Source organism: Arthrobacter sp. TJ-270 (assembly GCF_058269075.1).
This window is the reverse complement of record NZ_JBZCNB010000002.1, coordinates 56,975-83,900: the sequence shown is the minus strand read 5'-3', so window position 1 is coordinate 83,900 and position 26,926 is coordinate 56,975. Positions and strand designations below refer to the sequence as shown.

General features: G+C 64.0%; 26 protein-coding genes. 15 read left to right on the top strand and 11 right to left on the bottom strand.

Annotated elements, in window-relative coordinates; translation table 11 throughout:
- Positions 1 to 71 precede the first annotated feature (71 nt).
- Genes AC4D2M_RS05085 through AC4D2M_RS05070 form a run of 4 tightly spaced genes read left to right on the top strand, consistent with a single transcriptional unit; the run spans position 72 to position 3,486 of the window.
- Positions 72 to 245, top strand: a complete 174-nt coding sequence (locus tag AC4D2M_RS05085; RefSeq protein WP_490890530.1) for a hypothetical protein — start codon at positions 72 to 74, stop codon at positions 243 to 245.
- Entirely contained in the window at positions 242 to 1,705 is a 1,464-nt protein-coding gene (locus tag AC4D2M_RS05080) for a purine-cytosine permease family protein (RefSeq protein WP_490890529.1), read from the top strand. The genes AC4D2M_RS05085 and AC4D2M_RS05080 overlap by 4 nt, the downstream gene beginning before the upstream one ends.
- Positions 1,702 to 2,796, top strand: coding sequence for an alcohol dehydrogenase catalytic domain-containing protein (locus AC4D2M_RS05075; RefSeq protein ID WP_490890528.1), 1,095 nt, complete (start codon positions 1,702 to 1,704; stop codon positions 2,794 to 2,796). The genes AC4D2M_RS05080 and AC4D2M_RS05075 overlap by 4 nt, the downstream gene beginning before the upstream one ends.
- A gap of 24 nt (positions 2,797 to 2,820) precedes the next feature.
- Positions 2,821 to 3,486, top strand: coding sequence for a TetR/AcrR family transcriptional regulator (locus tag AC4D2M_RS05070; protein ID WP_490890527.1), 666 nt, complete (start codon positions 2,821 to 2,823; stop codon positions 3,484 to 3,486).
- Between the two features lie 9 nt (positions 3,487 to 3,495).
- Here AC4D2M_RS05070 and AC4D2M_RS05065 read toward each other — a convergent pair whose 3' ends face one another.
- Together AC4D2M_RS05065 and AC4D2M_RS05060 are read right to left on the bottom strand one after the other, a co-directional pair.
- Positions 3,496 to 4,644 (bottom strand): glutamate--cysteine ligase, encoded by a 1,149-nt coding sequence (locus tag AC4D2M_RS05065; protein ID WP_490890526.1) that lies wholly within the window; start codon positions 4,642 to 4,644, stop codon positions 3,496 to 3,498.
- A gap of 121 nt (positions 4,645 to 4,765) precedes the next feature.
- A complete protein-coding gene (locus AC4D2M_RS05060; RefSeq protein WP_490890525.1) occupies positions 4,766 to 6,022 on the bottom strand; it encodes an MFS transporter in 1,257 nt (418 codons plus the stop codon).
- An 89-nt stretch (positions 6,023 to 6,111) separates the two neighbouring features.
- Between AC4D2M_RS05060 and AC4D2M_RS05055 the strand changes: the two genes are divergently transcribed.
- Entirely contained in the window at positions 6,112 to 6,567 is a 456-nt protein-coding gene (locus AC4D2M_RS05055; RefSeq protein ID WP_490890524.1) for a hypothetical protein, read from the top strand.
- A gap of 23 nt (positions 6,568 to 6,590) precedes the next feature.
- On the top strand, positions 6,591 to 6,845 hold the full coding sequence (locus AC4D2M_RS05050) for a DUF3072 domain-containing protein (protein WP_309071134.1): 255 nt from the start codon (positions 6,591 to 6,593) through the stop codon (positions 6,843 to 6,845).
- A gap of 57 nt (positions 6,846 to 6,902) precedes the next feature.
- Here the strand turns inward: AC4D2M_RS05050 and AC4D2M_RS05045 are convergent, their stop codons facing one another.
- The 3 genes from AC4D2M_RS05045 to AC4D2M_RS05035 are packed head-to-tail and all read right to left on the bottom strand — an operon-like array spanning position 6,903 to position 12,832.
- Positions 6,903 to 8,390, bottom strand: coding sequence for a GH1 family beta-glucosidase (locus AC4D2M_RS05045; RefSeq protein WP_490890523.1), 1,488 nt, complete (start codon positions 8,388 to 8,390; stop codon positions 6,903 to 6,905).
- A 33-nt stretch (positions 8,391 to 8,423) separates the two neighbouring features.
- The gene (locus AC4D2M_RS05040) at positions 8,424 to 10,811 is read right to left on the bottom strand and encodes a glycosyl hydrolase family 95 catalytic domain-containing protein (RefSeq protein WP_490890522.1); all 2,388 of its coding nucleotides are present in this window, start codon (positions 10,809 to 10,811) and stop codon (positions 8,424 to 8,426) included.
- Positions 10,808 to 12,832, bottom strand: a complete 2,025-nt coding sequence (locus AC4D2M_RS05035; protein WP_490890521.1) for a beta-galactosidase — start codon at positions 12,830 to 12,832, stop codon at positions 10,808 to 10,810. The genes AC4D2M_RS05040 and AC4D2M_RS05035 overlap by 4 nt, the downstream gene beginning before the upstream one ends.
- A gap of 68 nt (positions 12,833 to 12,900) precedes the next feature.
- Here AC4D2M_RS05035 and AC4D2M_RS05030 point away from each other — a divergent pair, with 68 nt between their 5' ends.
- Positions 12,901 to 13,293, top strand: a complete 393-nt coding sequence (locus tag AC4D2M_RS05030) for an FBP domain-containing protein (RefSeq protein WP_490890520.1) — start codon at positions 12,901 to 12,903, stop codon at positions 13,291 to 13,293.
- A gap of 22 nt (positions 13,294 to 13,315) precedes the next feature.
- Here AC4D2M_RS05030 and AC4D2M_RS05025 read toward each other — a convergent pair whose 3' ends face one another.
- The 3 genes from AC4D2M_RS05025 to AC4D2M_RS05015 all read right to left on the bottom strand — a co-directional run bounded on the left by AC4D2M_RS05025 (position 13,316) and on the right by AC4D2M_RS05015 (position 15,795).
- The gene (locus AC4D2M_RS05025; protein ID WP_490890519.1) at positions 13,316 to 14,314 is read right to left on the bottom strand and encodes a threonine ammonia-lyase; all 999 of its coding nucleotides are present in this window, start codon (positions 14,312 to 14,314) and stop codon (positions 13,316 to 13,318) included.
- Positions 14,315 to 14,331: 17 nt separating this feature from the next.
- Entirely contained in the window at positions 14,332 to 15,264 is a 933-nt protein-coding gene (locus AC4D2M_RS05020) for an AEC family transporter (protein ID WP_490890518.1), read from the bottom strand.
- A 78-nt stretch (positions 15,265 to 15,342) separates the two neighbouring features.
- Positions 15,343 to 15,795: a DoxX family protein gene (locus tag AC4D2M_RS05015; RefSeq protein ID WP_490890517.1), complete on the bottom strand. Its 453-nt coding sequence runs from the start codon at positions 15,793 to 15,795 to the stop codon at positions 15,343 to 15,345.
- Between the two features lie 44 nt (positions 15,796 to 15,839).
- Here AC4D2M_RS05015 and AC4D2M_RS05010 point away from each other — a divergent pair, with 44 nt between their 5' ends.
- Positions 15,840 to 17,054, top strand: a complete 1,215-nt coding sequence (locus tag AC4D2M_RS05010; protein WP_490890516.1) for a hypothetical protein — start codon at positions 15,840 to 15,842, stop codon at positions 17,052 to 17,054.
- 75 nt (positions 17,055 to 17,129) lie between these two features.
- Here AC4D2M_RS05010 and AC4D2M_RS05005 read toward each other — a convergent pair whose 3' ends face one another.
- Positions 17,130 to 18,665, bottom strand: coding sequence for a GntP family permease (locus AC4D2M_RS05005; protein ID WP_490890515.1), 1,536 nt, complete (start codon positions 18,663 to 18,665; stop codon positions 17,130 to 17,132).
- A gap of 197 nt (positions 18,666 to 18,862) precedes the next feature.
- Here AC4D2M_RS05005 and AC4D2M_RS05000 point away from each other — a divergent pair, with 197 nt between their 5' ends.
- The gene (locus AC4D2M_RS05000; protein ID WP_490890514.1) at positions 18,863 to 19,585 is read left to right on the top strand and encodes a FadR/GntR family transcriptional regulator; all 723 of its coding nucleotides are present in this window, start codon (positions 18,863 to 18,865) and stop codon (positions 19,583 to 19,585) included.
- Positions 19,582 to 20,358 (top strand): SDR family NAD(P)-dependent oxidoreductase, encoded by a 777-nt coding sequence (locus AC4D2M_RS04995; RefSeq protein ID WP_490890513.1) that lies wholly within the window; start codon positions 19,582 to 19,584, stop codon positions 20,356 to 20,358. The genes AC4D2M_RS05000 and AC4D2M_RS04995 overlap by 4 nt, the downstream gene beginning before the upstream one ends.
- 8 nt (positions 20,359 to 20,366) lie before the next feature.
- On the opposite strand, the gene AC4D2M_RS04990 is transcribed toward AC4D2M_RS04995, so the two are convergent.
- Entirely contained in the window at positions 20,367 to 21,722 is a 1,356-nt protein-coding gene (locus AC4D2M_RS04990) for an HNH endonuclease signature motif containing protein (protein ID WP_490890512.1), read from the bottom strand.
- A 137-nt stretch (positions 21,723 to 21,859) separates the two neighbouring features.
- Positions 21,860 to 22,336 carry a MarR family winged helix-turn-helix transcriptional regulator gene (locus AC4D2M_RS04985; protein WP_490890511.1) on the bottom strand — a complete coding sequence of 159 codons (477 nt, stop codon included), beginning with the start codon at positions 22,334 to 22,336 and terminating at the stop codon, positions 21,860 to 21,862.
- A gap of 90 nt (positions 22,337 to 22,426) precedes the next feature.
- On the opposite strand from AC4D2M_RS04985, the gene AC4D2M_RS04980 reads away from it, so the two are divergent.
- The 5 genes from AC4D2M_RS04980 to AC4D2M_RS04960 all read left to right on the top strand — a co-directional run bounded on the left by AC4D2M_RS04980 (position 22,427) and on the right by AC4D2M_RS04960 (position 26,925).
- Positions 22,427 to 23,002 carry an NADPH-dependent F420 reductase gene (locus AC4D2M_RS04980; RefSeq protein ID WP_490890510.1) on the top strand — a complete coding sequence of 192 codons (576 nt, stop codon included), beginning with the start codon at positions 22,427 to 22,429 and terminating at the stop codon, positions 23,000 to 23,002.
- A 67-nt stretch (positions 23,003 to 23,069) separates the two neighbouring features.
- Positions 23,070 to 23,504, top strand: a complete 435-nt coding sequence (locus tag AC4D2M_RS04975; protein WP_490890509.1) for a DoxX family protein — start codon at positions 23,070 to 23,072, stop codon at positions 23,502 to 23,504.
- 82 nt (positions 23,505 to 23,586) lie between these two features.
- Positions 23,587 to 24,477: an alpha/beta fold hydrolase gene (locus AC4D2M_RS04970; protein ID WP_490890508.1), complete on the top strand. Its 891-nt coding sequence runs from the start codon at positions 23,587 to 23,589 to the stop codon at positions 24,475 to 24,477.
- Positions 24,478 to 24,574: 97 nt separating this feature from the next.
- On the top strand, positions 24,575 to 25,333 hold the full coding sequence (locus AC4D2M_RS04965; RefSeq protein WP_490890507.1) for a LamB/YcsF family protein: 759 nt from the start codon (positions 24,575 to 24,577) through the stop codon (positions 25,331 to 25,333).
- Positions 25,330 to 26,925 carry a 5-oxoprolinase subunit B/C family protein gene (locus AC4D2M_RS04960; protein ID WP_490890506.1) on the top strand — a complete coding sequence of 532 codons (1,596 nt, stop codon included), beginning with the start codon at positions 25,330 to 25,332 and terminating at the stop codon, positions 26,923 to 26,925. The genes AC4D2M_RS04965 and AC4D2M_RS04960 overlap by 4 nt, the downstream gene beginning before the upstream one ends.
- The last annotated feature ends 1 nt before the right edge of the window (position 26,926 follow it).

The window sequence follows — 26,926 nt, the reverse complement described above, 5'->3', positions numbered from 1 at the left end:
AGAGCACCATCCTAGGCAGAAAATCATTGCGGAAACCGAAAGGTATTCGGTTATATGGCGAGGAGGCCGTGATGAATCGTGACGCCGATTTGGTGCAGCAAGAACTGCGCCGACGGATCGGGATAATCAGGACGGAAGAAGCGGGGGACCCGGGACGCCGGGCACTATCGAACCGGGAGCTGCTGGTTTACGTCGGCACAACCTTGCTCATGTGCCTACTCGGGGTATTGGTGATGGCCCTGTGAGCGCCTCAAAGAGCACTGCGGTAGAGGAAGTTGAGCACGCGAATACCTTCGGATCGCTGCCGCTGCTGAGGTCAGAGCGAGTCTGGAACGCGGTGGACTTCAGTTGGGTGAACGTTGCCCTCGCGATCGCCACCTGGGCCTTCCTCGTTGGTGGTGCGACGGCGTCGTTCGTTGGCTTCCAGCAGGGCGTTGCGGCGATGATCATCGGAAACGCGATTGGCCTGTGTTTCATGGTGCTGGCAAGCACGGTTGCCAGCCAGCGGTATGGGGTTGAGCAGTACACCATCCTGCGACCGGTTTTCGGTGTCGTCGGCGTTGGGGTCCTCGTGTTCAGCGTAGTCCTGATCACCGAGATGGGCTGGTCCTCCCTCCTCGGGATCATGGTTGGCCGCGCAACCACTCAGGTGGCGAACGTTGCGACCGGCGCTGATTTCGGTGAGTACGGCGTGATGGTCATCATTGGTGCCCTCGTCGCCATCGCAGTGGCCTGGTTCATTCTGTCCCGTGGCCCGGTGACTATTGGCCGGCTCAACAAGTTCATCGGACCCGGGCTGCTGGCCATTACCGCGTTGCTCATGATCTTCCTCGTGATCAACACATCATGGGCAACATTGCTCGACTCCGCCCCTCTCGCTCCCTTTGACGATCCTCAGCTGAACTTCGCCATCGCGGTCGAATTCAACGTAGGTGTGGGCGTTTCCTGGTATCCCGTGATGGGGTCCCTTGCACGCATGACCAACTCCCCCCGAGCAGCCATCTGGCCTGCCTATGGCGGACTGCTCATCGCCACGCTGCTGGCGCAGGTAGTCGGCATGGGTGCTGCGCTGACGCTGGGCGACTCAGACCCGACAGTCTGGATGATCCCCTTCGGAGGCCCCTTGCTCGGCGCTTTCATCCTGCTGTTCATCTGCTTCGCCAACATCACCAGCATGTCCTCAATCGTCTATTCCACCGTTCTCGCCCTGCGTCAATCGAGCGGAAATTTGTTGCGGGGGCTGCACTGGAAGTGGCTCTGCGCGGCGTTCTTCGTCCTGCCGGCGGCGCTGGCGTTCTTTCCCCAGTTCATGTACGAGCGCTTTGTCCTCTTCGTAACGCTGAGCGGTGCCTTCCTGGCAGCGATGTGCGGTGCGATCATCGCCGATTACTTCATCCTGCGTAGGCAGCGAATCGATCTGGCGGAGTTGTATGCCCCTGGATCGAGCAGCGCGTACCATCTGTCCGGTGGCGTCAATTGGGCAGGTATGGCAGCCGTCGTCGTCGGCGCAGCCTTCTACCTCTGGCTGTACAACCCGGTCACGCTTGAAACGCAGCCCGCATTCAACGTGATCACGGCATCGCTACCGGCGGCCATCGTTGGCGGGCTCGTCCATTGGGTCCTCGCAACAGTCCTGTACAAGAGGCGTGGTTTGGGTGCATTCGATGCCGGCGAGCCGATCACTGCGAAAGGAACCGGCAAGTGAGCCTAGTGTCCCGCGCCGCTATACACCGGAGTGGCTCCCAGCTGGAGATCAACGAGGTAGAAGTCGCCGAACCCGGCCCGGGAACCGTTCTGGTGCGTCTGGGTGCCTCAGGTGTCTGCGGTTCCGATCGCCACGTGCTTGACGGCGAGTGGGAATTGCCGTCTCCGACTGTCATGGGCCATGAAGGCGCCGGAGTCGTCGAGGCAATCGGCGATGGTGTGCGGGATGTACGGATCGGGGACCACGTGGTGCTCAGCTGGTTCTACCCTTGCCGACGCTGCACCGCGTGCCTCTCGGGCCGGGCATTTGTCTGCACCGGCAGCCGCTCGGAAGAATGCCTGTTGCCGGACGGCACCACACCGCTCTCCCTCAACGGTGCCCGGGTTTATCCGTATCTCGCTGTGGGCTCCATGAGCGAGTATGCGGTCGTTCCGGAATCGGCAGCGGTGAAGATTCCCTCGGAGGTTCCGTTCGACGTCGCCTCGCTCCTCGGCTGCTCTGTTGCTACCGGTGTGGGCGCGGTCGTCAATGATGCAGCAGTCTCGCCAGGCAGTTCCGCCGTCGTGGTGGGCGCCGGAGGTGTGGGGTTGTCAATCATCATGGGCCTCAACCTCGCCGGTGCTTACCCGATCATCGCCGTGGACCTCAGCAAGGAGAAACTGGAACTGGCCGCAAGGCTGGGCGCCACCCACACGGTGGTAGCGGACGCCAACACACGGCAGGAAATCCTGGGGATCACTGACGGCGGGGCAGACTTCGCTTTCGAAGCGATCGGTAGGAAGCAGACGATCGAATCGCTTCCGGGTCTGCTGGTGCGCGGTGGCACAGCCGTTCTCGTAGGACTCCCACCAGCTGATCAGTTGATCAGCTTCGACGGGCTTGCGTTGGCCGAAGGAGGCATTCGGATCATCGGTTCGAACTATGGATCCACAGTTCCGGGGAGAGATTTTCCACGCTTGGCTGCGCTTTATCTGGCAGGGAAACTGCCGGTGGATGAGCTGATCTCTGATCGCATCAGCCTTGACGACGTCAATGAAGCATTCGATGCCATGCGTCGTGGCGAGCGCGCCCGTAGTGTGGTTGTCTTCTAGCTTCCACCCAGACGAGGGAATCCGATGGTCCGGCCAACCAGTCCACTTCTGACGTCACAGAAGATCCACCGGGCTGCACTCGACCTGTTCGACGAGCAGCGCGGGTTCTCGATTCCCCGGCTGGCCAAAAAACTGGGGGTGAGTCCGTCCTCCCTTTATCACCATGTGAAGGGAGGACGGACCGAGATCATTCAGGGGATTCGGTCGCTGATCAGTCAGGATGCCAATAGCCGCGGAGATTTTCCTCCAGGTGAAGGCACCTGGCAGGAACAGGTCCGTCGTTGGGCCGTCAACTACCGTGATGCGATGCAGCGGCACCCCGAGGCTATTCCCGCGTTGGTCGGAGAACCGGTCGACGACGACGCAACACTGAATATTTACGAGAGCCTCGCACAGGTCCTCGCGTCAGCCGGATTCAAGGGACCTGCTCTCCTCGGCGGCCTTGCGATGGTGGACGTTCTGGTCCTGGGGTCGGCCATCGACGCCGCATCGCCTGAGCCGCTCTGGTCCGCATCAGAATCGCACCATCCGGCGCTTTCCGCAGCACTCGCTGCCCAGCCCACCGGGCGGCGTCAGGACCTCGCTTTCGAGCTGGGCCTCGACGCCGTGATCGCAAAACTGGAAGCGATGCTCACCTCTACAACCGGACCTGTTCGCGGTGTTTCCCGCGCACAATCACCCACGACCTGAGGGGATCCCTCAGATGCGGTGTAGTTCGTTGCCTCTCATGTGGAAGCACCCGCGGCTCGCGTGCCGTTCATGCAGCGAGCCCTGGCCGAGGTTCGTCAGGAGGACAGCGTCTGAGACCACCTCGGCCAGGCTCCCGGTCCGCGCGTAGACGGCGCGCTGGCGGTTGCACCCCGTTCCGCGGATGAGGGTTTGGCGGAGGAGGGACTCGACGGTGAGCTCCTCCCCCTGCTCTTCCAGGACTGGACGGACGTACTCGAACAGGCTGCGCGCAACCTGTCGAGCGTCGCGGAGGACGTTGAGTTGCGGATCGGGCAGTTGGCCGTCCAGCCCGAAGCGACTTGCACGCCACGCGGCGAGCCGCAGCTGTGCTGCGGGCATGGGAATGGGCGGAACGCCGTCGGCCCACTCCCTCGCTGCGGTCTCAACGAGCGCTCTCGTGAGCGCAGCCTGCAGGAGAGCATCATCGGCCTGTAGGCAGACGTCTGCAACACGGACTTCAACGGTGGGATGGTGGCGGCTCAAACGGGCGTCAAAGTAGATCTGCCCCTCGTCGATCGGAACCTCGGTGGCGAGCAGGGTCTCGACGAGGTCGCGGTAGGCCGCAGCCGAGCCGAAAATCTCGTAGACACCCGCGGTCGGCCAGCGGCTCCAAGCCTGGCTTCGGTAGCTCGCGTAGCCGGAATCCTCACTATTCCAGAACGGCGAATTCACGCTCAGGGCTGCCAGCACGTGAAGCCAAACCCGGATGCGGTCGAGGATGCCCACGCCTTCTTCGTCGGACTCCACTCCGACGTGGACGTGACAGCCGCACGTCAACTGGTCCCGAAGGGTCGAGCCGAACTGATCCTGCATCTCCAGGTAGCGCGGCTCGGGAGTAACTGCAGTGTTGGTCACCATCGGCGAGGTTGCGAGAGCTGCTATTCGGACGCCCGCGCGGGAGGCTGCATCATCGGCAATTGAGCGTTGTCGGAGGATATCCGCGCTCATATCCTCCAGAGTTGTTTGTGGCTCAGTGCCTGTCTCAATCTGTTCCTGCTTGCACTCCCGGGTCAGCGCGCCACCGCGCGCGGCTAGGAAGACGGCTTCGGCTGCTGCCTCAGGGCACAGCGACCAGGGATTGATCAGGAGGAATTCCTCCTCCACACCAAAAGTCCGCATGCAACCACCCGTCCATGAAGTCGCCCCAGAAGAGATACATGGCTCGCTGCTGAACTACTGTCAGGATAAGCAATGGACAGTTTGCTTATCAATAGGCGGCGGTGCCGCTCCTCACTCCTGCCTAAGCGGAGAGAGGGCGTGCGGTGCGCATCGTCGTCGCACCCGCAACAATGAGCAGCACCAACAGACCTGCTGCCCAGGCAAGTCCGGCGTAGCCCACCATTGCCAGGACAAGGCCCGCCGCTCCTCCGCCTAATGCGCCGGCAAGGTTCATGGTCAGGTCAGTGCAACCCTGGATGCGTGCGCGGGCACTACCGGTCGCGAGGTCTGTCACCAGAGCGGACCCTGAAACGGTGGACGCGCTCCAGCCGAGTCCGAGGAAGATCAGGCCGATTGTCACCATGACGGGGCTGGCTTCACCGAACGCCACGAATGCCAGCGCGACGGCGAACAGCGCCTGCCCGATGAGGATGGTTCCCACCCGGCCCACCCGGTCGCTCAACCAGCCGAACACCGGTGACAGGGCATACATGCCGGCGATGTGCAGGCTGATGGTGAGCCCTACGATGGTGAGCGTCACGCCGTGGTTCACCAGGTGCACCGGCGTCATGGACATCACCGACACCATCACCGCGTGGCTGAGAGCCACCGCCCCGATGGCGAAGATGAGCGCTCCCCTGCCACGCACTGATCCCGGGACGTCATCCCTGGGGTCCGGCGGCGTCGCCTTGCTCACGAGATACGGGTCCGGCCGCAGCGCAACCAGGTACACAGCCGCCGCCGCGATCTGTGCACCAACGGCGATGAGGAACGGGCCGGTCAATTCCGGCATGCCGAGCGTATCGGCCACTACTTCACCCGGGCCGATCAGGTTGGGCCCAAGCACTGCTCCGACGGTGGTGAACCAGACAACCAGTGACAGATCGCGACCCCTCCGCTCGGGGGTCGCGATATCAGTGGCAGCGAAGCGGGACTGGAGATTGACCGCTGTGCCTACACCGATCAGAGCGAACGCGAGGAGCAGGAGGGGGAAGGAACCGAGCGCAGCCGCGCCGATCACGGTGAGCGATCCCGAAGCTGCAATGAACGCTCCGGTAGACAGGGCGGCCCTGCGCCCCAGTCGCTGGGCGAGGCGCGCCAACGGAATGGCGCTCGCCGCGGCGCCGAGAGTACTCAAAGTGGCGGCAGTGCCGGACAGCGCCTCCGAGCCCGAAATTTCCGCGGCCATGACGGCACCGATGGAAAGCACCGATCCCATACCGATTCCGCCGAGGATCTGGGCCACGATGAGGACCCGGACGGTGTGGCGTTGGATGGCCGGGAGGTCCGGGGCCGTCGTCGTGCTGTTGGCGGCCGGAGACCTGCTGGAAGTGGGCATGAATTCAGGGTATTCCGGCGTCCCTCATCGGTATAGGGCCACGCGGAAGATCTGCCCATGAGAAGCTCCTGCTGTATATGGTAAGCAGTATGACTATCTCAGGATCGGACGGGCCGGACAGCAACCACCAGAGGCCTGAATCGGCTTCGGACAAGACAGTAGAGGCGCTCGGGAAGTTCTCCGAGGCGCTCGAAGTAGTGGAGCATGCCCGCGGACTCCTGTACGGGTTCCACCGGTTGACGGGGACGGCAGACCTGGCCCTGGGCGAAGCTGTCGGCCTGTTGCGGGAGGCGGGGCATGACTCACTCGCGGATGAGGTGGACCGCGACGTTCTGGGCCGGAACGTCATCGAGGGGAGGTGGACCTTCCAGATCGTCGAGGACTATGACGACCACTACTACGCGCAATTCAAGAAGCTCGAGAAGCGCGCCCGTGACGAACTGGTGGAGGGCAAGCGCCATCTGTTCGAGGCGGAGATGAAGGAAGACCGTCGGACGCACGGCCGCCCCCACCACGAAGCACTGCCCCCGGAAGCAAGCCAGTAGTTCCCCGAACGAAGGAGCACGTTATGTCTGATGAAACTTTGGGAAGCCCGACGCCGGAGCCGCAGGGCGGTTTTGCACGTGACCCTGAGGACTGGGTCACCGGGGATGAACCCATGACCGATGCCCAGCGCAGCTACCTCGACACTCTTGCGCGGGAGGCCGGGGAGGAAATCCCAGCCGACATCACCAAGGCACAGGCCTCGGAGCACATCGACCGTCTGCAGAAGTCGAGCGGCCGGGTGTCCGGTGGAAGCGACGAAGCACAGACCGGCGGGTAGCCGCTGCGTCAGGATGGGAGGAGGGCCAGCCGGGTTGGCTGGCCCTCCTTCTGTCATCTAATCCTCGGGCGTTTGATCGCCCGGCGGGATTCGCCGGTCCCGGATTAGCTGCGAATACCAGCGCGAGCTGTCCTTTGGTGTGCGCTCCAGGGTGTCGTAGTCGACGTGCACGATGCCGAAGCGCTTGGAGTATCCGTAGCCCCACTCGAAGTTGTCCATGAGTGACCACACCTGGTAGCCGCGAAGATCAACGCCACGGTCCATCGCCCGGTGGGCAGCGGTGAAGTGGCGGCGCAGGTAGTCGATACGGCTGGGGTCGTGAACCCGCCGGGTTCCATCGGCACCGATCTCGACGGCGTCGGGGAAGGCCGCGCCGTTCTCCGTGATCATCAGCGGCAGCTCAGGCCAGCTTTCATGCAGCGAGACTAGCAGGTCCTCGAGCCCGGACGGCTCGATGTTCCACCCCATCTCGGTGTAGGGGCCGGGCTGCTGGAGGAACTCGACCATGTCTGCGCCCGGCCAGGCCGTGCCGGCGGCATCCCCGTGCCCGTCAGCGTTCTCCTTTTGACCTTCGCCGTCCCACATGCGTACGCGGTTTGTGGAGTAGTAGTTCACACCGAGGACGTCCAGGGGCTGATGGATGACTTCAAGGTCGCCATCCTGCACAAAGGGCCAGTCCGTAAGACTCGCGGTGTCTTCCAGTACGTCCTCCGGGTAGACGCCCTTCAGCAGTGGGTCCAGGAACAGCCGGTTGGCAAGGCCGTCCACCCGCCGCACGGCTTCGGGGCCGGTCTCCCCCTCCGGTCGGAAGACGTGCAGGTTGAGGGTGATCGCGAAGTCCGGATTGTTCGTCACTACGTCCCGGAGCGCCAGGACGGCCAGGCCGTGGGCGAGATTGAGGTGGTGTACGGCGGCGAGCGCGGATGCCGGTTCTGTCCGCCCGGGTGCGTGCGCGCCGGAGCCGTATCCGAGGTAGGCGCTGCACCACGGCTCGTTGAGGGTGGTCCATAGTGCGACCCTGTCGCCGAGACGTTCACCGACGATGCGAGCGTAGTCCCCGAAGGCGAACGCTGTTTCGCGGTTGGTCCAGCCGCCGTCGTCCTCGAGTGCCTGCGGCAGATCCCAGTGGTAGAGGGTGACGATCGGCTTGATGTCCCGGGCGAGCAGTCCGTCGACCAGCCGGTCGTAGAAGGCGAGCCCGGCCTCGTTGGCGGGGCCGCGACCGGTGGGCTGGATGCGCGGCCACGCGATCGAGAATCGGTAGGACTCCAGCCCCAGGTCTTTCATCAGGTCCAGGTCGGAGTCGAGTCGGTTGTAGTGGTCACAGGCGACGTCGCCGGTGTCGCCGTTCCACACTTTGCCCTCGGTGTGGCTGAAGGTATCCCAGATGGAGGGGCCGCGACCGTCGGCGTCGTGGGCGCCTTCGATCTGGTAGGACGCGGTAGCGGATCCGAAGACGAAGCCGGGCGGGAACTCGAGGCCGACGTCTCGGTAATCGGGGCTGCCCGTCACTCGGGTGGCTGTCTCTTCACTGTGTTGGGTCATGGCGTAAACACTGCCTTTCCGTTCGCGGTAATGCTAGTCATGGTCTGTTGTTGAGAGGTCGATGGCGCCGGTTGTGGAGTTCCGGCGGAGCGTGGTTCTTTGCCCGAATCTGAGCGTCACAGGTTCCACAGTGCCGTTGACGGAGATGAGCCGCTCCCCCGCTGCCTCGGCATGCTGCGGAGTCAGCACGGCTTTGCTAAGCAGGCCATCCTTCCAGGTCACGTCGACGGTAATGCCGGGCCTGGCGATGAGGCCACGAACGCTGCCGCTCCGCAACTCCGCGGGCACTGCAGGGAGCAGGCGGATTACCCAGGAATGGCTCTGCACCAGGATTTCGGCCAGTGCGCCTACATAGCCAAAGTTCCCGTCGATCTGGAACGGCGGATGAGCGGCGAAGAAATTGTTGTAGAGTCCGCCGGCGTGTGGGCCGTTGGTTTCGTCCGCCGGCCGGAACATCAGCTGGAGCAGGTCCGCGACCTTTCCGGTCTGCTCCAGCCTTGCGCGCAGGCAGACCTTCCAGATCAGCGACCAGCCGGTGGAATCGTCGCCGCGATGGTCGAGGGAGAGGCGAACGGCGTCGGCGAGCTCCGGCGTCGGGCCGTTACCGGGGTAGGCGAAAAGCAGGTGCGAGAGGTGCCGGTGCTCAGGTTCCGCCTCTTCCGCCTGGTGCCCCCACTCGAGGATCCTGCCGTCGGTGCCGACCTGTGGCGGCGCGATTCGAGGGAGGGCCCTGCGTACCTCATCCAGGATGGGGTGGGCGGTTTGCCCAACAAGCGGGGCCAGCGCGAGTACCGTCTCGAACAGTTCGGAGATAAGGGTGCGGTCCATGGCAGTCGACGTAGCGACGGCGGCCCGTCCCTGACTGCTCAGATAGCAGTTCTCCGGTGAGGTGGACGGTCGCGTTTCCAGGTGCGCACCGCCTTCGTCGATCAGCCAGTCGCAGAGGAATTGCGCGGCGCCGACTGCCAGGTTCCACAGTCGCTCGATCTGGTCAGGGCTGGCCGACCCGAAGCGCCGCTTCTCGTCGAGCTGCCGGACCAGCCATGGTCCGGCCATCGGCCATTGGGACCAGCTGGCGTGACCGGCGGTCGGCGAGCTGAATGCCCACGCATCGGAGTTGTGATGCGCCACCCAGCCGCGTGCGCCATACAGAGTGGCGGCGGTACGCCGGCCTCGATCGGCGAGTGCTTCCGCAAGGTCAAAGAGCGACTCGTGACACTCAGCCAGAGCGGCCGCTTCTGCACCCCAGTAGTTCATTTGAGCGTTGATGTTCAGCGTGTAGTTCGAGGACCAGGGAGGGCGCAGATCGTCATTCCAGATGCCTTGGAGCGTGGCCGGAAGAGTGCCGGGGCCCGATGAAGCGAGCAGCAGGTACCGCCCGTAGTCGAACAGCAGGGCAACCAGCGCCGGATCAGCGACGAGGACGCCGGCGGGATGCGCATTCGCCTCCCGCAGCCGCACGTCTGCCGGTACGTTGTCGCGGTCCGGCAACGCATCCGGACCCGGCTTCAGGATGACCGTGACGCGGTCGAACAGCTCGCGGTGAGCCTCGGTGTGCCTGGCGTGCAGGGCGTCCCAGCCCCTGTCGAGTCCCGCATGGGCACGACGGCGCGCGGCCTCCGCGCAGTTCCCGGAGGAACCTTCCGGTGCACGGCCGATGCCGGTGAACGTGGTCTCGGTCGCGACCGCCATCACGAGCTCGCTAACGCCGGTGAGTACGGTGTCTCCTCCATCGTTCCGAGTAGCGATACCGTCATGTTTCATGGCGAGACACAACGCGCCTTCAAGCGGCTCAATGCCGTCGAGTTCCTCCTGGAGCGCCGGCTCGTCCGGTTCGTGCCCCGGCGCCACGTCAGCGGGCAGCCGCAGTTCCAGTACGACGTCGCTGGGCCTGGTGGTGCGCCCGGTTTCCCTCAGCGGCGTGGAGACGGCGAGGGCGACGTCAAGCGGCGCGGTGGACTGAAGCCGGTGGACGAGCACCCCCTCCACCGCACTGATGAACGTCTCCTGCGTGATGCTGCCGCCGTCGATCTGCCCGGTGGTGCGGTGAGTGGCGTCGGAGAGAGACAGCCTGCGCTCCTGCAGCTGAGTGCGTTGGTCCACCGAGATGACGACGTCGGCGAAGGGCAGATACGACTGTGAGTAGGTGGATTGCAGCCCTTCCAGGCTTCTTTCCGCGTCAACCGGCCTCCCCTCGGCGATAGCAGTCCTTGCCTCAGCGAGCACGCGCGAGGCCGTCTCCGCTGAGACGCCGCCCCACCGTTGCTCGCTGGCGGGGCTCCCCGACCAGGCTGTGCTGTCGTTCACCTGCAGCCGCAGCGTCGGACCGTCTGCCAGGACCATGGCGCCGATCCGGCCGTTACCCAGGGGCAAGCCGTCCAGCCAGGTATTTGCCGGGCTGGCGTAGAAGAGGGCGCTCACTGGTTTGAGTGCTCGCGCACAATCACCGCGGTGCCGGGAGCCAGGGTGGTGGCGCCCCGGACCGTTGTGTCGGTCAGGAGATCGTGACCGTGGACATCGACGTCGACCGCTTCGTCCGAGTGGTTGAGGAGGAACAGGTAGCTGGAATCGCCGGCATGGCGGCGGACTGCTTCGACACCGAACCCGGCTGCCGGGTGGTCCGGGTGGACGCCGGCGTCGTCGAGAATGCGACGGAGGTGTTCGCGCAGGGCATCCTCGGCCAGTCTGGTGGCGAAATAGTGGGCCGTGCCGGAACCGTATTGGTGAGTGGTGACGGCAGGATGCCCCGAGAGAGGGTGCTCGGTGAAGTCGGCAACGCTTGTCGCGCCGGCGAGGTCGACACTTTCTGCCCAGCAATCAGCGGTTGAACCGTCGCTGAGTTTCAGGGCTGTCTCCGCGAGCTGGGGAAAGTGCTCCTCGACCCGGATGCCGAGAAGTTCAGCGAATGCTCCGGTGAAGCCACCGAGGCGCACGTTGAGGTTTTCATCGGTGCTGCCCGAGAAGTACCAGATAGCGGTATGTCCACCGGCTGCCACGAAGCCCTGGAGCGCTTCAGCCTCCGCATCCGAGGCAGCCAGTTTGCTGGGAACCAGGATGAGGTCGTAACCGGTGAGGTCCTGGTCGAGCCGGACAAAGTCGGTATTGATACCAAGCCACCACAGCGCGCGGTGGACCCATTTCACGGCGGGCAGGAATGCGACGTCGGTGGACGGCAATGCGGGCGTGTCCACCGACCACCAGGCATCGGAATCCCAGACGATCGCCACCCGGTTCTGGTTCACGCGACGCCCTGCCGCGGGCGCCTGTGCGAGTTCGCACAGCCCCGAAAGACTGGTCCCGAGCTCTACGATCTCGCGGAACGTCCGGGAGTTCTCGCCAACGTGAGGAACCATCGGCGAGTGGAAGAACTCGGCGCCGGCGCGCGGCGACCGCCATTGGAAGAACAGGGACCCCGTGGAGCCGCGGGCAAGGTACTGGAGTGTATTGAACAGGAGCCTGCCCGGATCGCGGGCGAGGATCCGTCCCTGCGCATAGTTGTAGACCATGGTGGTGGCCTGTTCCATGAGCACCCAGGGGCGTCCGCCGTTGAAGGAGCGTGCGAGGTCGCTTCCAAAGGCAACCTGAACATCACCTTCGATGCCTGGCGTGTCCGGGTAATGGTCGACGGAGACGTCGTCGATCTCAGCGGCCAGGTCCCACTGGTCGTAGTGGTTCCAGCTGGGAAGCATGAAGTTGGTGGTGACGGGTACCTCGGGTCGGATGCTGCGGACGATCTCGACCTGCTCCCGAAGACAGTCGCGCAGCAGGTCCGCCGAGAAACGCCTGAAGTCGAGAACCTGGGAAGGGTTCGGCAGGTACTGGGTGGCCTGTGGAGCGAAAATCTCCTCCCAGTCGCCGTAACCCTGGGACCAGAACGCCGTGTTCCAGGTGGCGTTCAACTGCTGGAGGGTCCCGTACTTGGTTCGGAGCCACTCGCGGAAGGCTGCATCGGCCTGCGGTCCGTAGGAGACCGTCCCGTACTCGTTGTGGAGGTGCCACATTGTGAGGGCGGGATGGGATGAGTAGCGCTCCGCCAGTGCTGCGGTCACGCGCTTCGCGGCGGATCGGTATGCGGGGGCTGCTGGGTTGTAGGTGTCCCGGCTGCCGTGAATGAGCCTTACCCCGTCCGCGGTCACTGGGAGTGCTTCCGGGTATGCCAACGAGAACCAGGGCGGTGGCGAAGCGGTGGGCGTGGCAAGGACAACGCCGATGCCGTTCTCGGCCATCAGGTCCATGACCCGGTCCAGCCACCCGAACTCGTATTCACCTTCCCGCGGTTCGATCGAGGACCAGGAGAAGACGCCGATGGTCACCCGATTCACACGGGCTTGGCGCATAAGGCGCACATCTTCGTGCAACACGGACTCAGGCCATTGTTCGGGGTTGTAGTCACCTCCGAACACGAGTTCATCGGGAGACCGCAACGTCTCGTCAGTATGCATGGAGCGAGCCCCCTTAGAGCTGGCCTGGTAGTTATCGAAGCGCTTCGATAACCTTATGGTCCTATGAGGTGACGCGCAACACTCTTCCTTCGGAGGCTTTGCTCTCAACCCCGCCGCTTCGTGCGTACCTCGTCGTGCCGACTGAACGCGGGCTGACCGGTGTCCTTCTGCGTGCACCGGACGGAGGCGCGAAAAAGAACCGATCGGTGCTCTGCGAGATGTGCCGGGATGTCTTCTCGAAGGAGGACGTGCTGCTCTGGGTGGCTAAGCGAGCGGGACAGGCCGGACGCAACGGGAACACGGTCGGGACGCTGATCTGTGCCGACTTCATTTGCTCTGGCAACGTCCGTAAGGCTCCTCCAGCCAACGAAATCAATCCGGATCCCGCCGTCGTCGTGCGTCGCCAGATCGAGGAGTTGCGCGTCCGGATTGGGAAGTTCCGGAACCGGGTGGCCGAATAGCGGCGCGTGAAGGCACCCGGCTCTAGCCCGCCTGCTGCAGCACCTTCGCCAGGAGGGCCGGATCCACTGAACCACCGGAGACGACGGCGGCCACTGTGCCGCCGTCGTTCTGGCTGGGAACCACGTCGTGCATCCACGCAGCGGTGGCAACCGCGCCGGACGGTTCGACCACGAGCCTGCCGGCAAGTGTGAGGTGGCGCATGGCGGCCAGGATCTGCTCTTCGGTGACGGTAACGACGTCGTCGACGTAGCGCTTCACGTGCTCCCACGGGTGCACGCCGAGGGCGGGCGTCCGGAGCCCGTCGGCGATCGTGCGGTAGGTCTGTTGTTGCTCCCAGGTGACGCGGCGGCCTTCGCGAAAGCTCTGGGCGGCGTCGGCGGCGAGCTCCGGTTCGACGCCGATCACGCGCGTTTCCGGGTTCAGGGCTTTGACCGCCGTCGCGATGCCGGAGATGAGGCCACCGCCGGAAATGGGGACGAGGACGGTGTCGACGTCGGGCAGTTGCTGCATGATCTCCAGGCCGACGGTCCCCTGACCGGCGATGATGCGCGGGTCATCGTAGGGCGGGATGTGGATGTACCCGTGTTTGGCGACAAGTTCGTGGGCGCGGACGTCGCGCAGCGCGGACGGCACCACCTGGACTTCGGCGCCGAGCGCTCGGACGGCGTCAATCTTGGTGCGCGGGGCCGCCTCCGGCATGACGATGACCGCCCGCAGGTTGAGGCGATTTGCAACCCAGGCAACGGCTCGGGCGTGATTGCCTGAGGATTGCGCGACGATTCCGTGTTCGTGCGCCTGGTCCAGTACCTGCGCGATGGTGTTGTAGGCGCCGCGCAGCTTGAAGGCGCTGGTGGGCTGGAGTGATTCGGCTTTGCAGTGGAGGATCTCCTCCGGGCGCTGCGGGTGCGGGAGCTGGATGAGCGGTGTTCGCAGGACCAGGTCGTTGATGCGTTCGGCGGCGGCTTCAATGTCGCTGAGGGTGACCAGTGTGGTCTCTGCGGCAGACTCGCGGGTTTCCATGGCTCGATCCTAGCGATCTACATCAGCACCGTCAGCGCAATGAGGATCCACGATGGCAGAACCACGCCCGAGATGACAGTTTGGGCTGCGGTGATCTGTGCCATGAGGGAGGCGTCGCCGCCCAACCGTCGGGCGAAGACGTAGGAGCTAGTCGCAGTGGGTAGCGCCTGGAACACCACGCAGACCACGGCGGCCGGTCCGCTGAATCCGAGCAGGATACACAGTCCCAGCGTCGCTGCCGGCACCGGAACGAACCGCAGCAACAGTGCCGCCATCACGGGGCGCAGGGACTCGCGCGGGAAGAACCGTCCGCGCAGCCCGGCGCCTACGCAGAAGAGCCCGATCGGCAGTGCCGCTCCACCGAGCAGTCCCAGGACCGCAGCCATGAGCTGTACGACGGCGGCTGGTACCGGAGCGTCGAGCACGCCGTCCGCTCCCGGTGCGGAACCGATCAGATTTGCGGCAAGTCCGATTGCGCACGCGAGGATCAGCGGGTTTCCGAACACGGCGAAGACCAATGCGGAGCCGCGGAGTTTGTGGTGTCCGTAGTGGGCCAGCGCTATTGTCGACGCGAGATTGCCGAACGGCACAAGGACGGCGTTGGCGAGTGCTGCGATGGCGATGCCGTCGGCTCCGAAGAGTGCGGCCGCCGTCGTCACTCCGATGTAGGTGTTGAAGCGGACAGTGCCCTGGAAGACGGATGTGAAGGCAGGGCCATCACGGCCGGCTGCCGGGCGGCGGGCAGCGTAGGCGAGCAGGGTCGCGAAGGTGGCCGAGGCTGCCAGCACCAGGACCATCGGTCCGGGCTCGATCGATGCGAAGTCGGCTCCGGCGAGGCCGATTACGAGCAGGGACGGAAGGAGCACAAAGTAGGTCAGCTTTTCGAGCCCGGACCAGAACTCGGCACTCGGGATGAACTTATGCCGGAAAATCGAACCCAGACCGATCAAAACGACGGCGCCGACAAGGGCAATGACAACGTCTAGGTCGATGACGTCACGCCCGATCGTGGTGTGTTGCGAATGCCGTTAGTGGCGTTGATGCTCACGTGAGGAGCGTAGCAATCGCAGGTCGCGCCATGCGCCTGTAGACCACAGTGCCCAGAGCACCAGGAGCGGCTGGAAGAACAGTCGGATGAGTCGGGCGCGGTCGGTATTCAGACCAAATGCGTCCGTGCCTTCTACGTACTGGGCGATGTTGCCGGGGAAGATGAGGACGAAGAAGGCGGCGACAATCCAGCCCACCAAGACTCTCTGCCGCTGAAGGACAATCAGTGCCGCTCCAAGACCCAGTTCGACGACGCCGGACGCCACCACGACGACGTCCGTATCCAGTGGGGACCAGGACGGCACCTGTGCGGCGAACTCGGAACGGGCGACTGTCAGGTGGGCGGTGCCGGCGGCGAGCAACAATAACCCGAGAAGTATGCGCGCTGCTGTTCGAGCGGGAGATTTACGGGGTGGTTCTGCGGTGGCCGCCATTCGGCCCAGCCTAATGGGCAGGGTCGCGCTTTTCCTCTATTAGGATGATCGCAGCGCATTTCGCGCGGCTGGTGCGGGGTTGGGGATCCTTCATCATCCCCTGCACCCATGAAGGCGCGACGTTGCTGCACTTTCCTTCCACCAATTCGGCGGCGCACACTCCTGCACAGAAGGATGTGTCCCGGCTGGCGTCCCTGCTCAATGACGACGTCTGGGCCTTCACGAATTGTCGGGTAGATGCACCGGGGCTTCCCGTCGCCGAGGTCGACTGGTTCTTCTATAACACCCGGACTGGTTGCCTCATGGTCAGCGAGTGGAAGAGGTTTCCGTCCCCCGTCTCGTTTGCAGCAGACACGGGCAAGCCTTGGTTGCTCGCCGACGGAACCGGAGTGAGCAACCCCATCGAGCAGGTCACAAAGCAACACGAGGTCGTACGGTTGGCCATCCGCAGGTCGAGCATTTTGGCTGTGCATTTTCCCGGCCTCGACGACCAGCAGTTGAAGCTTGCACAGTGCGTCTATTCCCCGCAGGTTGATACGGCGACTGTCGTGGAGCGCATCCGGTTCGGGAAGGTCTATGGAACGCTGGAGGAACTGGCATCCGTTGTGCAGACCCTTCCCAGCCCTGTGCCTCTTCACTTGCCCGACGACGACGGCGGCCGCCTTCCGCTCGCAAAAGCCCTGTGTGGCCTCTTCCGCTGCAGCATGTCGGCCGGAGTGGAAGCCAGGCTGCGCCCGACCGCCACGAAGGCTCCCCCGACTCGTGCCGTCGTCGTACAGCGAATCGGTGAGATCCACCGGGAGATTGCGAAGCTTCACCTTGAACTCGCGGAACTGACTCTCGCTGCGGAGGAACCGGCAAGGCCGGCCTCAACGAAAGCGGTCTCAGCAAAACCGATAGCGCTTCAAGCAGTGCAGCCTGCCGCTCAGAAGCCGTCAGCTCAGTTGACCGAACATGCACGTATGGCAGCTCACCTCTCACGTGCTTTCAATAACGTCAATGGCAGTGCTGAGGCGGCGAGGAACGCTTTGAGCAGGGCCTGGATTGCAGTCCTTCGGGATCCTGCTCTGCACAGAAAAAACGGCGTCAGCCTCGCGGTTTTCGGCTCGGCAGCGACGCCCATGGTGAAAACGAAGCACGAGTCCCTACAAAAGCTCGTCGGTATGCAACTGGCCAAGTGGTGCCTTCTCCAGGCGGAACAGTCCGGTCTGAAAGCGATGGCTGTTCCCGGGAGCCCCTCGAACATTCGGCTTCGGTGACTCAGAAGCGAGCCGCTCCCCGGGACATCTCCCGGGGAGCGGTTCGATTCGAAGCGTCGGCGTACCTTCTAGACCTCAGCCCAGGATCGCGTTTGCGATGAAGAGGAGCGGAATCGAGCCGGCCCAAACCGCCGTCGTAATGCCGGACCAGCCCTTCAGCGCTGCCGTCCCGTCGAGTCCGGCGAAGCGTGTGACCACCCAGAAGTAGGAGTCGTTGAAGTAGCTGAAGACCATCGAACCGGCGGTGCAGGCCAGTGCGGCAACGACCGGGTCGATGCCGAGCGAGGTCACCAGTGGTGCTGTTACCGAAGCCGCAGTGATCATGGCAACCGTGCCTGAGCCCTGGGCAATGCGGACGAAGGTGGCGATGAGGAAGGGAACCAGGAACGCCGGCAACGGCGTTGCGGCGATAGCCTCCGCGAGGGCATCACCCACTCCGGAGCTGCGAAGAACCTGGCCGAGTGCGCCGCCTGCGCCGGTGATAAGCAGGATGAGCCCGGCGGAAGCAGCAGCTTCACCGAACCAACCCTGTACTTTCGAGCGCGGCGTCCAACGCGGCAGCAGCATGTACACGGCGAGGATGACGCCGATGACAAGCGCGACTACGGGGTTACCGATGAAGGCGAACGGCACGGCCCACGCTGAGGGCTCGTACTCTCCAGTTCCGACCACGCCCTGGTTGTTCTGGTCGATCGCGCCGGTGACGGTGTTCAAGATGATGAGCAGCAGCGGAACGAGCAGCGGCAGGGAAGCGACGAACGCACCGACCTTATGCGGCTTGGCTCCTGCCGGCGGAGTGCCGAGATCAGCGTTGTCGACCTCGACGGATGATCCCTGGTGGACGTTTGCGGCGTCGGCGTCGCCCAGCGCGCCGTGGTGGTCGTCGTCGTCGCGGCTCGAACCGCCGTCGTGGTCAGCAAGCGCAGTACTCGTCCTACCGGCCGTCTGCACGACGGCCGATCCGTAGACCATTTCACGAACGGTCTCATTCATACCCGGCTCGATCTTGGGGCCGATCCACCGAGCGTAGATGACCACGATCGGCAACAGGATGACGGTGAAGACGAGGCCGGCGAGAATGAGAGCGCCCAGGTCCGCCTCGAGTATGCCCGCCACTGCTAGCGGTCCCGGGGTCGGTGGGACGAGGTGGTGGGTGAGAGTCATACCGCAGCCCAGAGCGAGCGCCAGAGTGATGTAGCCTGCCCGTTTCACCCTGGCAATGGAACGAGCCAGCGGGTTCATGATGACGTAACCGGAATCGCAGAAGACCGGAATCGACACCAGCGCGCCCACGCTTCCAAGCGCCCAGGGCTCGCGTCCCTTCCCAAAGAGTTTCAGGAACGCCAGGGCCAGAGAATTGGCGGCGCCGGAGACCTCGAGGATCTTGCCGATTCCAACGCCCAGGCCAATGACGATGCCAATGGACGCCAGTGTGTTGCCGAATCCGGTTGTGATGGCAGAAACGATGTCCAACGGAGCCTGCCCCGCCACAATGCCCGTAACCAGGGCGGCAATGAGCAGGGCGACGAACGCATCAAGTCGCGTTCTCAGCACAAGAATGATGATGGTGGCGATGCCAAGAACAAGCGCCAGAAGTAGTTGTAGATCCACGTAGTGCTCCTCGTCAGCTAAGCAAGCCTCGTTGCTCTCTTAGATCTGCACTTGCCCGCAAATTGCGTTGACGAGCAGTGTGCTGGATGTCACACTAGCACCGGACATATGACATCTGACAAGCTTTCAGCGAAGGAAGTTCGAATCGAGGATGGTGGTAGCAGCGTGCTTACTGCCGAAGACGGGAGGTGCTCGCAGTGCCACGCACTTCGCTGTCCGAGTCAGTATTTGAGGACATCCTTGAGCGCATTATCAGCGGAGTCTACGCACCCGGTCAGTCGCTTCCGGCGGAAGGTGAACTGGCTGCTGCGTCAGATGTGAGTCGGCTGACGGTGCGGGAGGCCCTGAAGAAACTCCAGGCGCAGAACATTGTGCAGGTCAGGCGTGGTCTCGGAACCTATGTGAATCCCAGTGCGCAGTGGAGCGATCTTCAGGCCATTCTGAGATCTGCGTCCGCGGCCTCCTCCTCCCCCGACGTCTCACTTCGGCTTCTTGAAATCCGTCGCATGGTCGAGATCGGCGCCGCTGAGCTGGCGGCAGTGCATGCTACGGAGGAGGACTTCACCCGTATGGAGTCCGCCAATGTGGCGTTGAGTCGGGCGCACCAGGCGGGCGACCTCGACGCCGTTACCGCCGCCGATTTGGCCTTCCACGACGCAGTCTTCCGCGCGTCCGCCAACCCCTTCATTCCCGTGATTCTCGGCCCACTCAGCAAGCTGCTTTACACGATGCGGCGGGAGACGTCGTCGTTCCTGGAAGTGCAGCGGCACGCCATGACGCACCATGCGCTGGTGCTTGATGCCCTCCGTACCCGCGATCCGGAGGTGGCCGGCAAGGCCATGCAAGCGCATATCAACCAGACCTACGACGACTATGAACACTTCATCCATCACAACGATCAGCACCAGGAGCAAATGTGACTGAACCAGCAGAATTTCCCTCTGAACGCACGGCCGTACTTACCGGCGCAGCTTCCGCCCGCGGCATCGGTCGGGCCACCGCGGATCGTTTGGCCGGCGAGGGGTGGCACATTGCGATCCTCGATATTGATGGCAGCGCTGCTGAGGAAGCAGCGGCGGATATCGCACAGCGCCACGGCGTGAAGGCCATCGGTGTCGCGACCGATGTCTCTGGCGAAGCATCCGTCGACGCAGCGATCAGCCGCGTTGAAGCCGAACTGCCGCCCATCGTCGCGTTGGCCAATCTGGCGGGAATCAGTTCGCCGACTGAATTTATGAAGGAGACGAAGGAGGCCTGGGAACGCGTATTCGCAGTCAACATGACAGGCACTTTCTTCGTCACGCAGCGTGTTCTGCGCGGAATGATCGATCGGAAGCTGGGTCGGGTAGTGAGCATTTCTTCCATCTCGGCGCAGCGCGGCGGCGGCACGTACTCCAAGGTTGCCTACAGCGCATCGAAGGCCGGGATCATCGGATTTACCCGCGCCTTGGCCCGGGAAATGGGGGAACACGGCATCACCGTCAACTGCATTGCGCCGGGCCCTGTCGACACCGACATCATGGGCGGCACCCTCACCGAGGAGCGGAAGCGCGAGATGTCGAAGGACATCCTGGTTGGACGCGTGGGAACGGTGGACGAGATGGCCGCCCTCATCGCCTTCCTCGTCGGTCCCGACGCCGGTTTCATCACCGCGGCCACGTACGACATCAACGGCGGCCTGCAGGTTTCCTGAGACCAGCGTCAGAACGGTGGCGGCACCTGGTCATGGGTGTGCGCGCGGGCATAAAACGGTTCGGGCACCGTGGTGTACGTTTTTCCCGCGAAGGATGTCGACTGCATGGTTCCCTCGACCGGTTGTCTGTGTTTCCAGAATCCGAGCGTCTTGAACATGTGGTGCGTCTTGCAGAAGGCCGCGAGGTTTCCCGCGCGCGTTTCTCCACCCTGGGACCAGGGTGTCGTGTGGTCGATCTCGCAACCCGCAGCCACTCGGTTGCAGCCGGGATGACGACAGGTCTTGTCACGGACCCGAACCCAGTCCTGCAGGTCTTTAGGCGGCTTGTACCTTGTCCTGCCGACCGACAGGACTGCTCCGGTTTCCGGGTGGGTCAGCAACCGCGTGAACGACGGCGCGTGACCGGCCAGCCTCCTGGCTGTTTCCGCGTCTATTGGTCCGTAGCCGTCCAGCTCCGCAGGTTCCTCACCGCCGAGCAGGGTTATAACCGGCACGGTCACGAACACGCGCGCGGCAACGCCCCGATAGCCGTCAGAGGCGGACCCACCGCCGGCGATACTCGTCGTCGGGTCGATGCCGCAGGTATGCGTAAGCAGGTCGGAGAAAACATCTGCGCGCAGTTGGCTGAGTGTTCGCTGCTCGTCTGGGCATTGCAGAGCCCTGGCAGTCACGTCGATACGGTGCGCGATCCCATACGCCTCTTCAGCGGGCAGGTAGGCGCTCAACCAGGCCATGCCGTCACGGTCGGGCTCCACGGTGACCGTACGCTCACGGACTTTCTTTTCCCGGCGCACGGCAAGCGACTGCGGGTGCAGACGCTCACGCAGCCGCCGGGCCCGGTTACTCAACTTCGCAACCGTTGTTCCCTGTGCGATATCGAGCAGCTGCATTTCGAAGTCCGGGATCTCCGACTCGGGGACACCGCAGCACTCCTGGGACACAGCCACCGCGTGCCGACGCGAGATCCTCCCTAGCTGAAGCGCTTCCACGGTGGAGGGGAAGAAGTTCACCAACAACTTCGACTGCTCAATCAGCTGCCCTGCCGAGCGGTCCGGAATCTTCAGCATTGCGCCAATCTCAGCTGATGCGAGGCTCTCTCCATACTCCTCGGCGACGAGACCGCCATAGCCCTGCTCGGCGATGGCCCCTACAGAGAGTTCCGAAAGGCGGGCCACCAGCTTGGCCTCCTGAGCATCCAGCCAAGCCCGCAAAGAAGCAAGCTCGCCCAGACACTCCAGCGACGCCTCCAGATCCCGATTGATGACCGGGTGATGCGACAGCTGACCAGCCAACGGGCCCATGACGGAATCCGACGCCCACAGCGCCGTCTCCTCAGAAACCCAGGTTGAATGCTTCCCCGTCATGAATACATTCGATCATCCGGGTCTGACATTTCCGCAGGCTCACGATTGAGACGGCGGGCACGGGCGTCGAGAGACGAAGCGAAGAATCGAGACAGGAAGCGAGTCGCCGCCACCGCCACCGCCACCGCCGACACAAACTAACCGGCCGAAGCGAACATCCGCCCCTCGGGATCAAGCGTCTTGAGCAGCTGAGCTGCTATGGCGGACAGCTGGGACACCTGCGGCGGCGTGAGCTGATCAAACACCAGACTTCGTACATTCTCGACGTGACCGGGGGCAGACTTCACCACTTTGTCCCAGCCTGTGCTGGTGAGCGTGACGTTCTTCGCCCGGCGGTCTTCGTTGCACTCGCTACGCTCCACGAGCGACTTCTTCTCCAGGCCCGTCAGTACACGGGATATGCGCGGCAGCGTTGCATTGGTCATCGACGCCAGAGTTGTGATGCGCAGGGCGCGCCCGGGAGCTTCCGACAGCGACGCCAGCACAAAGTATTCAAAGTGCGTCAGGTCCTCATCCCGCACCAGCTGACCGTCCAGCGCGGCAGGTAGCAGCTCGAGCACGGCCGCCGTACGTATCCATGCTGTCTGTTCTTCTTCACTGAGCCATCGAGTCATACCTTCATTCTACGCAATAGTTGCAGCTACAACTAAACGGTGCTAGCTTGATCGTTGTACCTACAACAAATACCACCAAAGGAGTTCCACATGACTTCGTTCATCATTTTCGGCAAGGGCAACATGGGCAGCGCCATTGCAGACGTTGTTGCAGCCGGAGGCGCGTCAGTCCAGCACATCGACTCCTCCAGCACCGGGGCCACCATCAACGGCGACGTCGTCGTCCTCGCTGTCCCCTACCCCGCGCTCAAAGACATCGTCGCGCAGTACGGTGACCAGTTGGCCGGAAAAATCGTTGTCGACATCACCAACCCGCTGAACTTCGAAACCTTCGATTCGCTCGTGGTTGCCTCAGACAGCTCCGCCGCTGCCGAACTGGCGTCCACCCTGCCGTCGTCCAAGGTCCTCAAAGCTTTCAATACCAACTTCGCCGCAACACTCGGCTCGAAGAGCGTCGGCCAGAACCAGACCACCGTGCTGATCGCCGGTGACGACACCGACGCCAAGAGCACCCTCGCCGAGGCCGTCAAGGCTGGCGGAGTGGACGCCGTCGACGCGGGCTCACTGGCCCGCGCACGTGAGCTTGAAGCCATCGGCTTCCAGCAACTGACCCTCGCCGCCAGCGAGAAGATCCTGTGGACCAGCGGATTCGCTCTCGTCCGCTAAAACCCCATTACGACGGCGGTGCCCGCCTTGACGGACACTGCACCACCCGGACCCGAACGGAAAAACTATGAACACCACCACCCTGACCACCATTGCCCGCACAATTCTTCGCGTCGTCGTCGGCTTCATCTTCGCCGCACACGGCTGGCAGAAGTACAACGAGTGGACCATCGCCGGAACGCAGGCCGCCTTCGGTGACATGGGCATTCCGATGGCCGAGATCGCCGCTCCCGCGGTCGCCACGCTTGAGCTCGTAGGCGGGATCGCGCTAATCCTCGGTCTTCTCACCCGTCCCGTCGCCGCATTGCTGACCCTCGACATGCTGGGCGCCCTGGTTCTGGTGCACCTTCCCGCCGGCATCTTCGTCGCCAACGGCGGCTACGAGCTGGTACTCCTGCTCGGCGCTGTATCACTGGCCCTCGCACTGGTCGGCCCGGGCCGCGCTTCGGCCGACTACATGCTGTTCGGCCGCCGGAACTCCAAGGTGAGCGTACTCGCGTAAGCGTCACAAGACCTGAACGAGGGAGGGAATCCGGGAGGGGTCCCTCCCTCGACGATTCTCAACACCGCGCCTAGCATGAGTCATGGCCGACGTAGCCAATGCCCCTTACCAAATCGAAGGCGTTGAACATCAATTTGTGCAGCTGCCCGGCTTGCGCATGCATGTGGCCGAAGCAGGACAGGGAGATTCCGTCCTTTTGCTGCATGGTTTCCCTCAGCACTGGTGGGAGTGGCGCGCAGTAATTCCTGAACTGTCAGCGCATTACCGTTTGATCTGTCCGGACCTTCGCGGCGCGGGATGGACCGACGCTCCTCCCGACGGCTACACACGCGCTCAACTTCTTGCCGACGTCGTCAATCTGCTCGACACTCTCGAACTGGACCGTGTGCACTTGATCGGCCACGACTGGGGTGCCCTTCTCGGCTTTCAACTCTGCCTGCGGCATCCGGAGCGCGTGCGGAGCTTCCTCTCCCTCGCAGTCCCCCACCCCTACATGCGGTTCAATGCCCGCATGATTCCCTCGATGCGCCACGCCTGGTACCAACTGCCGATCGTGACGCCGGGGATCAACAGGCGCGTGCTGAGTGATGGCAAGCAACCACTGCCGCGACTTCTGTTCCGCGCCTACGCCTCCAACCCCGCACCGTGGAACGACGCCGACATCGAGTTCTTCCTCGCACCTCTCCGCAACCGGGACCAGGCCCTTGCGGCAGCGAAACTGTACCGGCACTTCATTCAGGCGGAAGCCCAGGCCATCATGACCGGCGCCTACCGGAATCAACGGTTGACCACGCCCACACATCTACTGGTAGGTGCGGACGACCCGGTGGTGAAGGCCGAGTTCCTCGGCGGCTGGGAAGAGTTCGCCGATGACATGGTCATAGAAGCGGTCGACGGCGCGGCCCACTGGATCGCTGATGAGCGTCCGGACGTCGTGGTGCAGCGGGCGCGGGAACTCTTTGCCAGATACTGACCAACGCACCACCAGGTATGACTCCAGGCCATATTGTTGAACAATCCTTGAATCTCGTGCATGCTGAAGGGACCATATAAACGAGACGAGGATCACCATGGCTTTCATCGACCTCAACAGCGACGTCGGCGAGTCCTTCGGTAACTGGACCATGGGCGACGACGCCGCCATCTTCCGCTCGGTTTCCAGCGCCAACGTGGCGTGCGGCTTCCACGCCGGTGATCCGTCCACCATCGCCCAGACCTGCCGCGATGCCGTTGCCGCCGGCGTCACCATCGGCGCCCACGTGGGTTACCGTGACCTCGCCGGCTTCGGACGCCGCTTCATGGACTGCTCCCCCACAGAACTGGCCGACGACGTCCTCTACCAAATCGGCGCCCTCGACGCGATCACCCGCGCAGCCGGCGGCACCATCCGCTACGTCAAGCCCCACGGCGCCCTCTACAACACGATCGTCGCCCACGAGGTCCAGGCGAAGGCAGTGGTCGACGCCGTCAAGGCCTTCGGCGGCGACCTCCCCATGTTGCTCCTGCCCGGCTCAGTCGCGCTCAAGAAAGCCGGAGCCGCCGGACTCCGCGGAGTGTCGGAAGCCTTCGCCGACCGCGCCTACAACCCGGACGGAACGCTGGTCTCCCGCCGCGAACCCGACGCCGTCCTCCACGACGAGGACACCGTCACCGCCAACATGGTCCGCCTTGCCACCGAAGGCACGATCGTCGCCCGCGACGGGTCCACCATCAAGACGAACGCCGAAAGCATCTGCCTCCACGGCGACACCGACGGCGCAGTTGCGATGGCCGCCGCCGTCCGCCGAGAACTGGAAGCGGCCGGCGTCGGTATCCGGAGCTTCGTGTGAGCCCTGGCATCCCCCAAAAGGACATCAGATGGGCCGGGCCACGCGCCCTGCTGATTGAGCTTGCGTCGCTCGAATCCGTCCTCGCTATGCACGCGCAACTGGTGGAGCACCCGCTCGCCGGACAGGTGGACGTGCTGGCTGCAGCCCGGACGGTCCTGGCCGTCTTCGACTCTCGCTCCCACGCCCAAGCTGCCCGAACCACCGTCGCCGCTCTCGACACGACCCCGGCCAGGGACGGGCTTGCGTCCGGTGACCCGGTGCGGATCGAGGTGGTGTACGACGGCGATGACCTCACCGAAGTCGGCCGCCTCACCGGCCTCGGCCCCGACGGCGTCATCAAAACACACACCGACCAGCTGTGGACGGCAGCGTTCGGCGGTTTCGCCCCCGGGTTCGCCTACCTGGTCGGCGAGAACGAGTCGCTCAGCGTGCCCCGCCGCGATACACCGCGCACAGCCGTGCCCGCCGGCTCAGTGGCGCTGGCGGGCAACTTCTCCGCCGTCTACCCGCGACGTTCCCCCGGCGGCTGGCAGCTGATCGGCCGCACCGCCGCCCGGATGTGGGACCTGGGCCGCGAACAGCCCGCCCTCCTGCGTCCCGGCACCACGGTTCAGTATGCGGCGGTCCGCGAACTGATCGAACTTAGCGTCGAGAAGCACGACGACGGCATTCCCCATCCTGCGGTTGGGTCGCCGTTCCTTGAGGTCCTCACGCCGGGACCGCAGTCCACTATTCAGGACCTCGGCCGGCCCGGGCTCGGTGACCTCGGCGTCTCTGCCTCCGGCGCCGCCGATACCGCGAGCGCCCGCCAGGCCAACCGACTGGTCGGCAACGAGCCGGGCGACGCCGTCGTCGAGAGCGTCCTCGGCGGACTCGCCGTCCGGGCTCATGGAGAGCTGACGGCCGCACTCACCGGCGCCCCGGCACCAGCCGAGATCCGCAGCGAAGCCGGCACCCGGTCCGCCCCGATGAACGCACCCTTTCCCCTGCACGACGGCGAAAGTCTCCATCTCAATGTGCCCGACGCCGGACTGCGCACCTACCTGGCGGTCCGCGGGGGAATCGACGTTCCCGCTGTGCTCGACAGCCGTGCGACGGACCTGATGTCCGGCATCGGCCCTGGCGTCCTTGAGCAGGGCACGGTGTTACCGGTCGGCGAGGTGGAGCGCGGCCACATTGTCGGCACGCCCGAACCCTCGACGCTGCCGCAGACACTGCTGAAGCCGGGCAACGAGCCGGTGCAGCTTCGGATCACCGCCGGCCCACGCGAGGACTGGTTCACGCCTGATTCCCAAAAGGCACTCACCACGCAGGCCTGGACGGTCACGGCCGAGTCCAACCGCATCGGCGTCCGCCTCGGAGTCCAAAAAGGCCGGCCCCTCGAACGCTCAGTCACCGAGGAACTGCCCAGCGAAGGTGTGATGGCGGGATCACTGCAGGTGCCGCCGTCGGGCCTTCCCCTACTATTCCTGGCCGACCATCCGGTGACCGGCGGATATCCGGTGATCGGCGTCGTCGTGCCGGAGGATCTCCCCATTGCCGCCCAGCTGCCGCCCGGCACCACCGTGAGTTTCATCGAAATGGAGCCCTAGC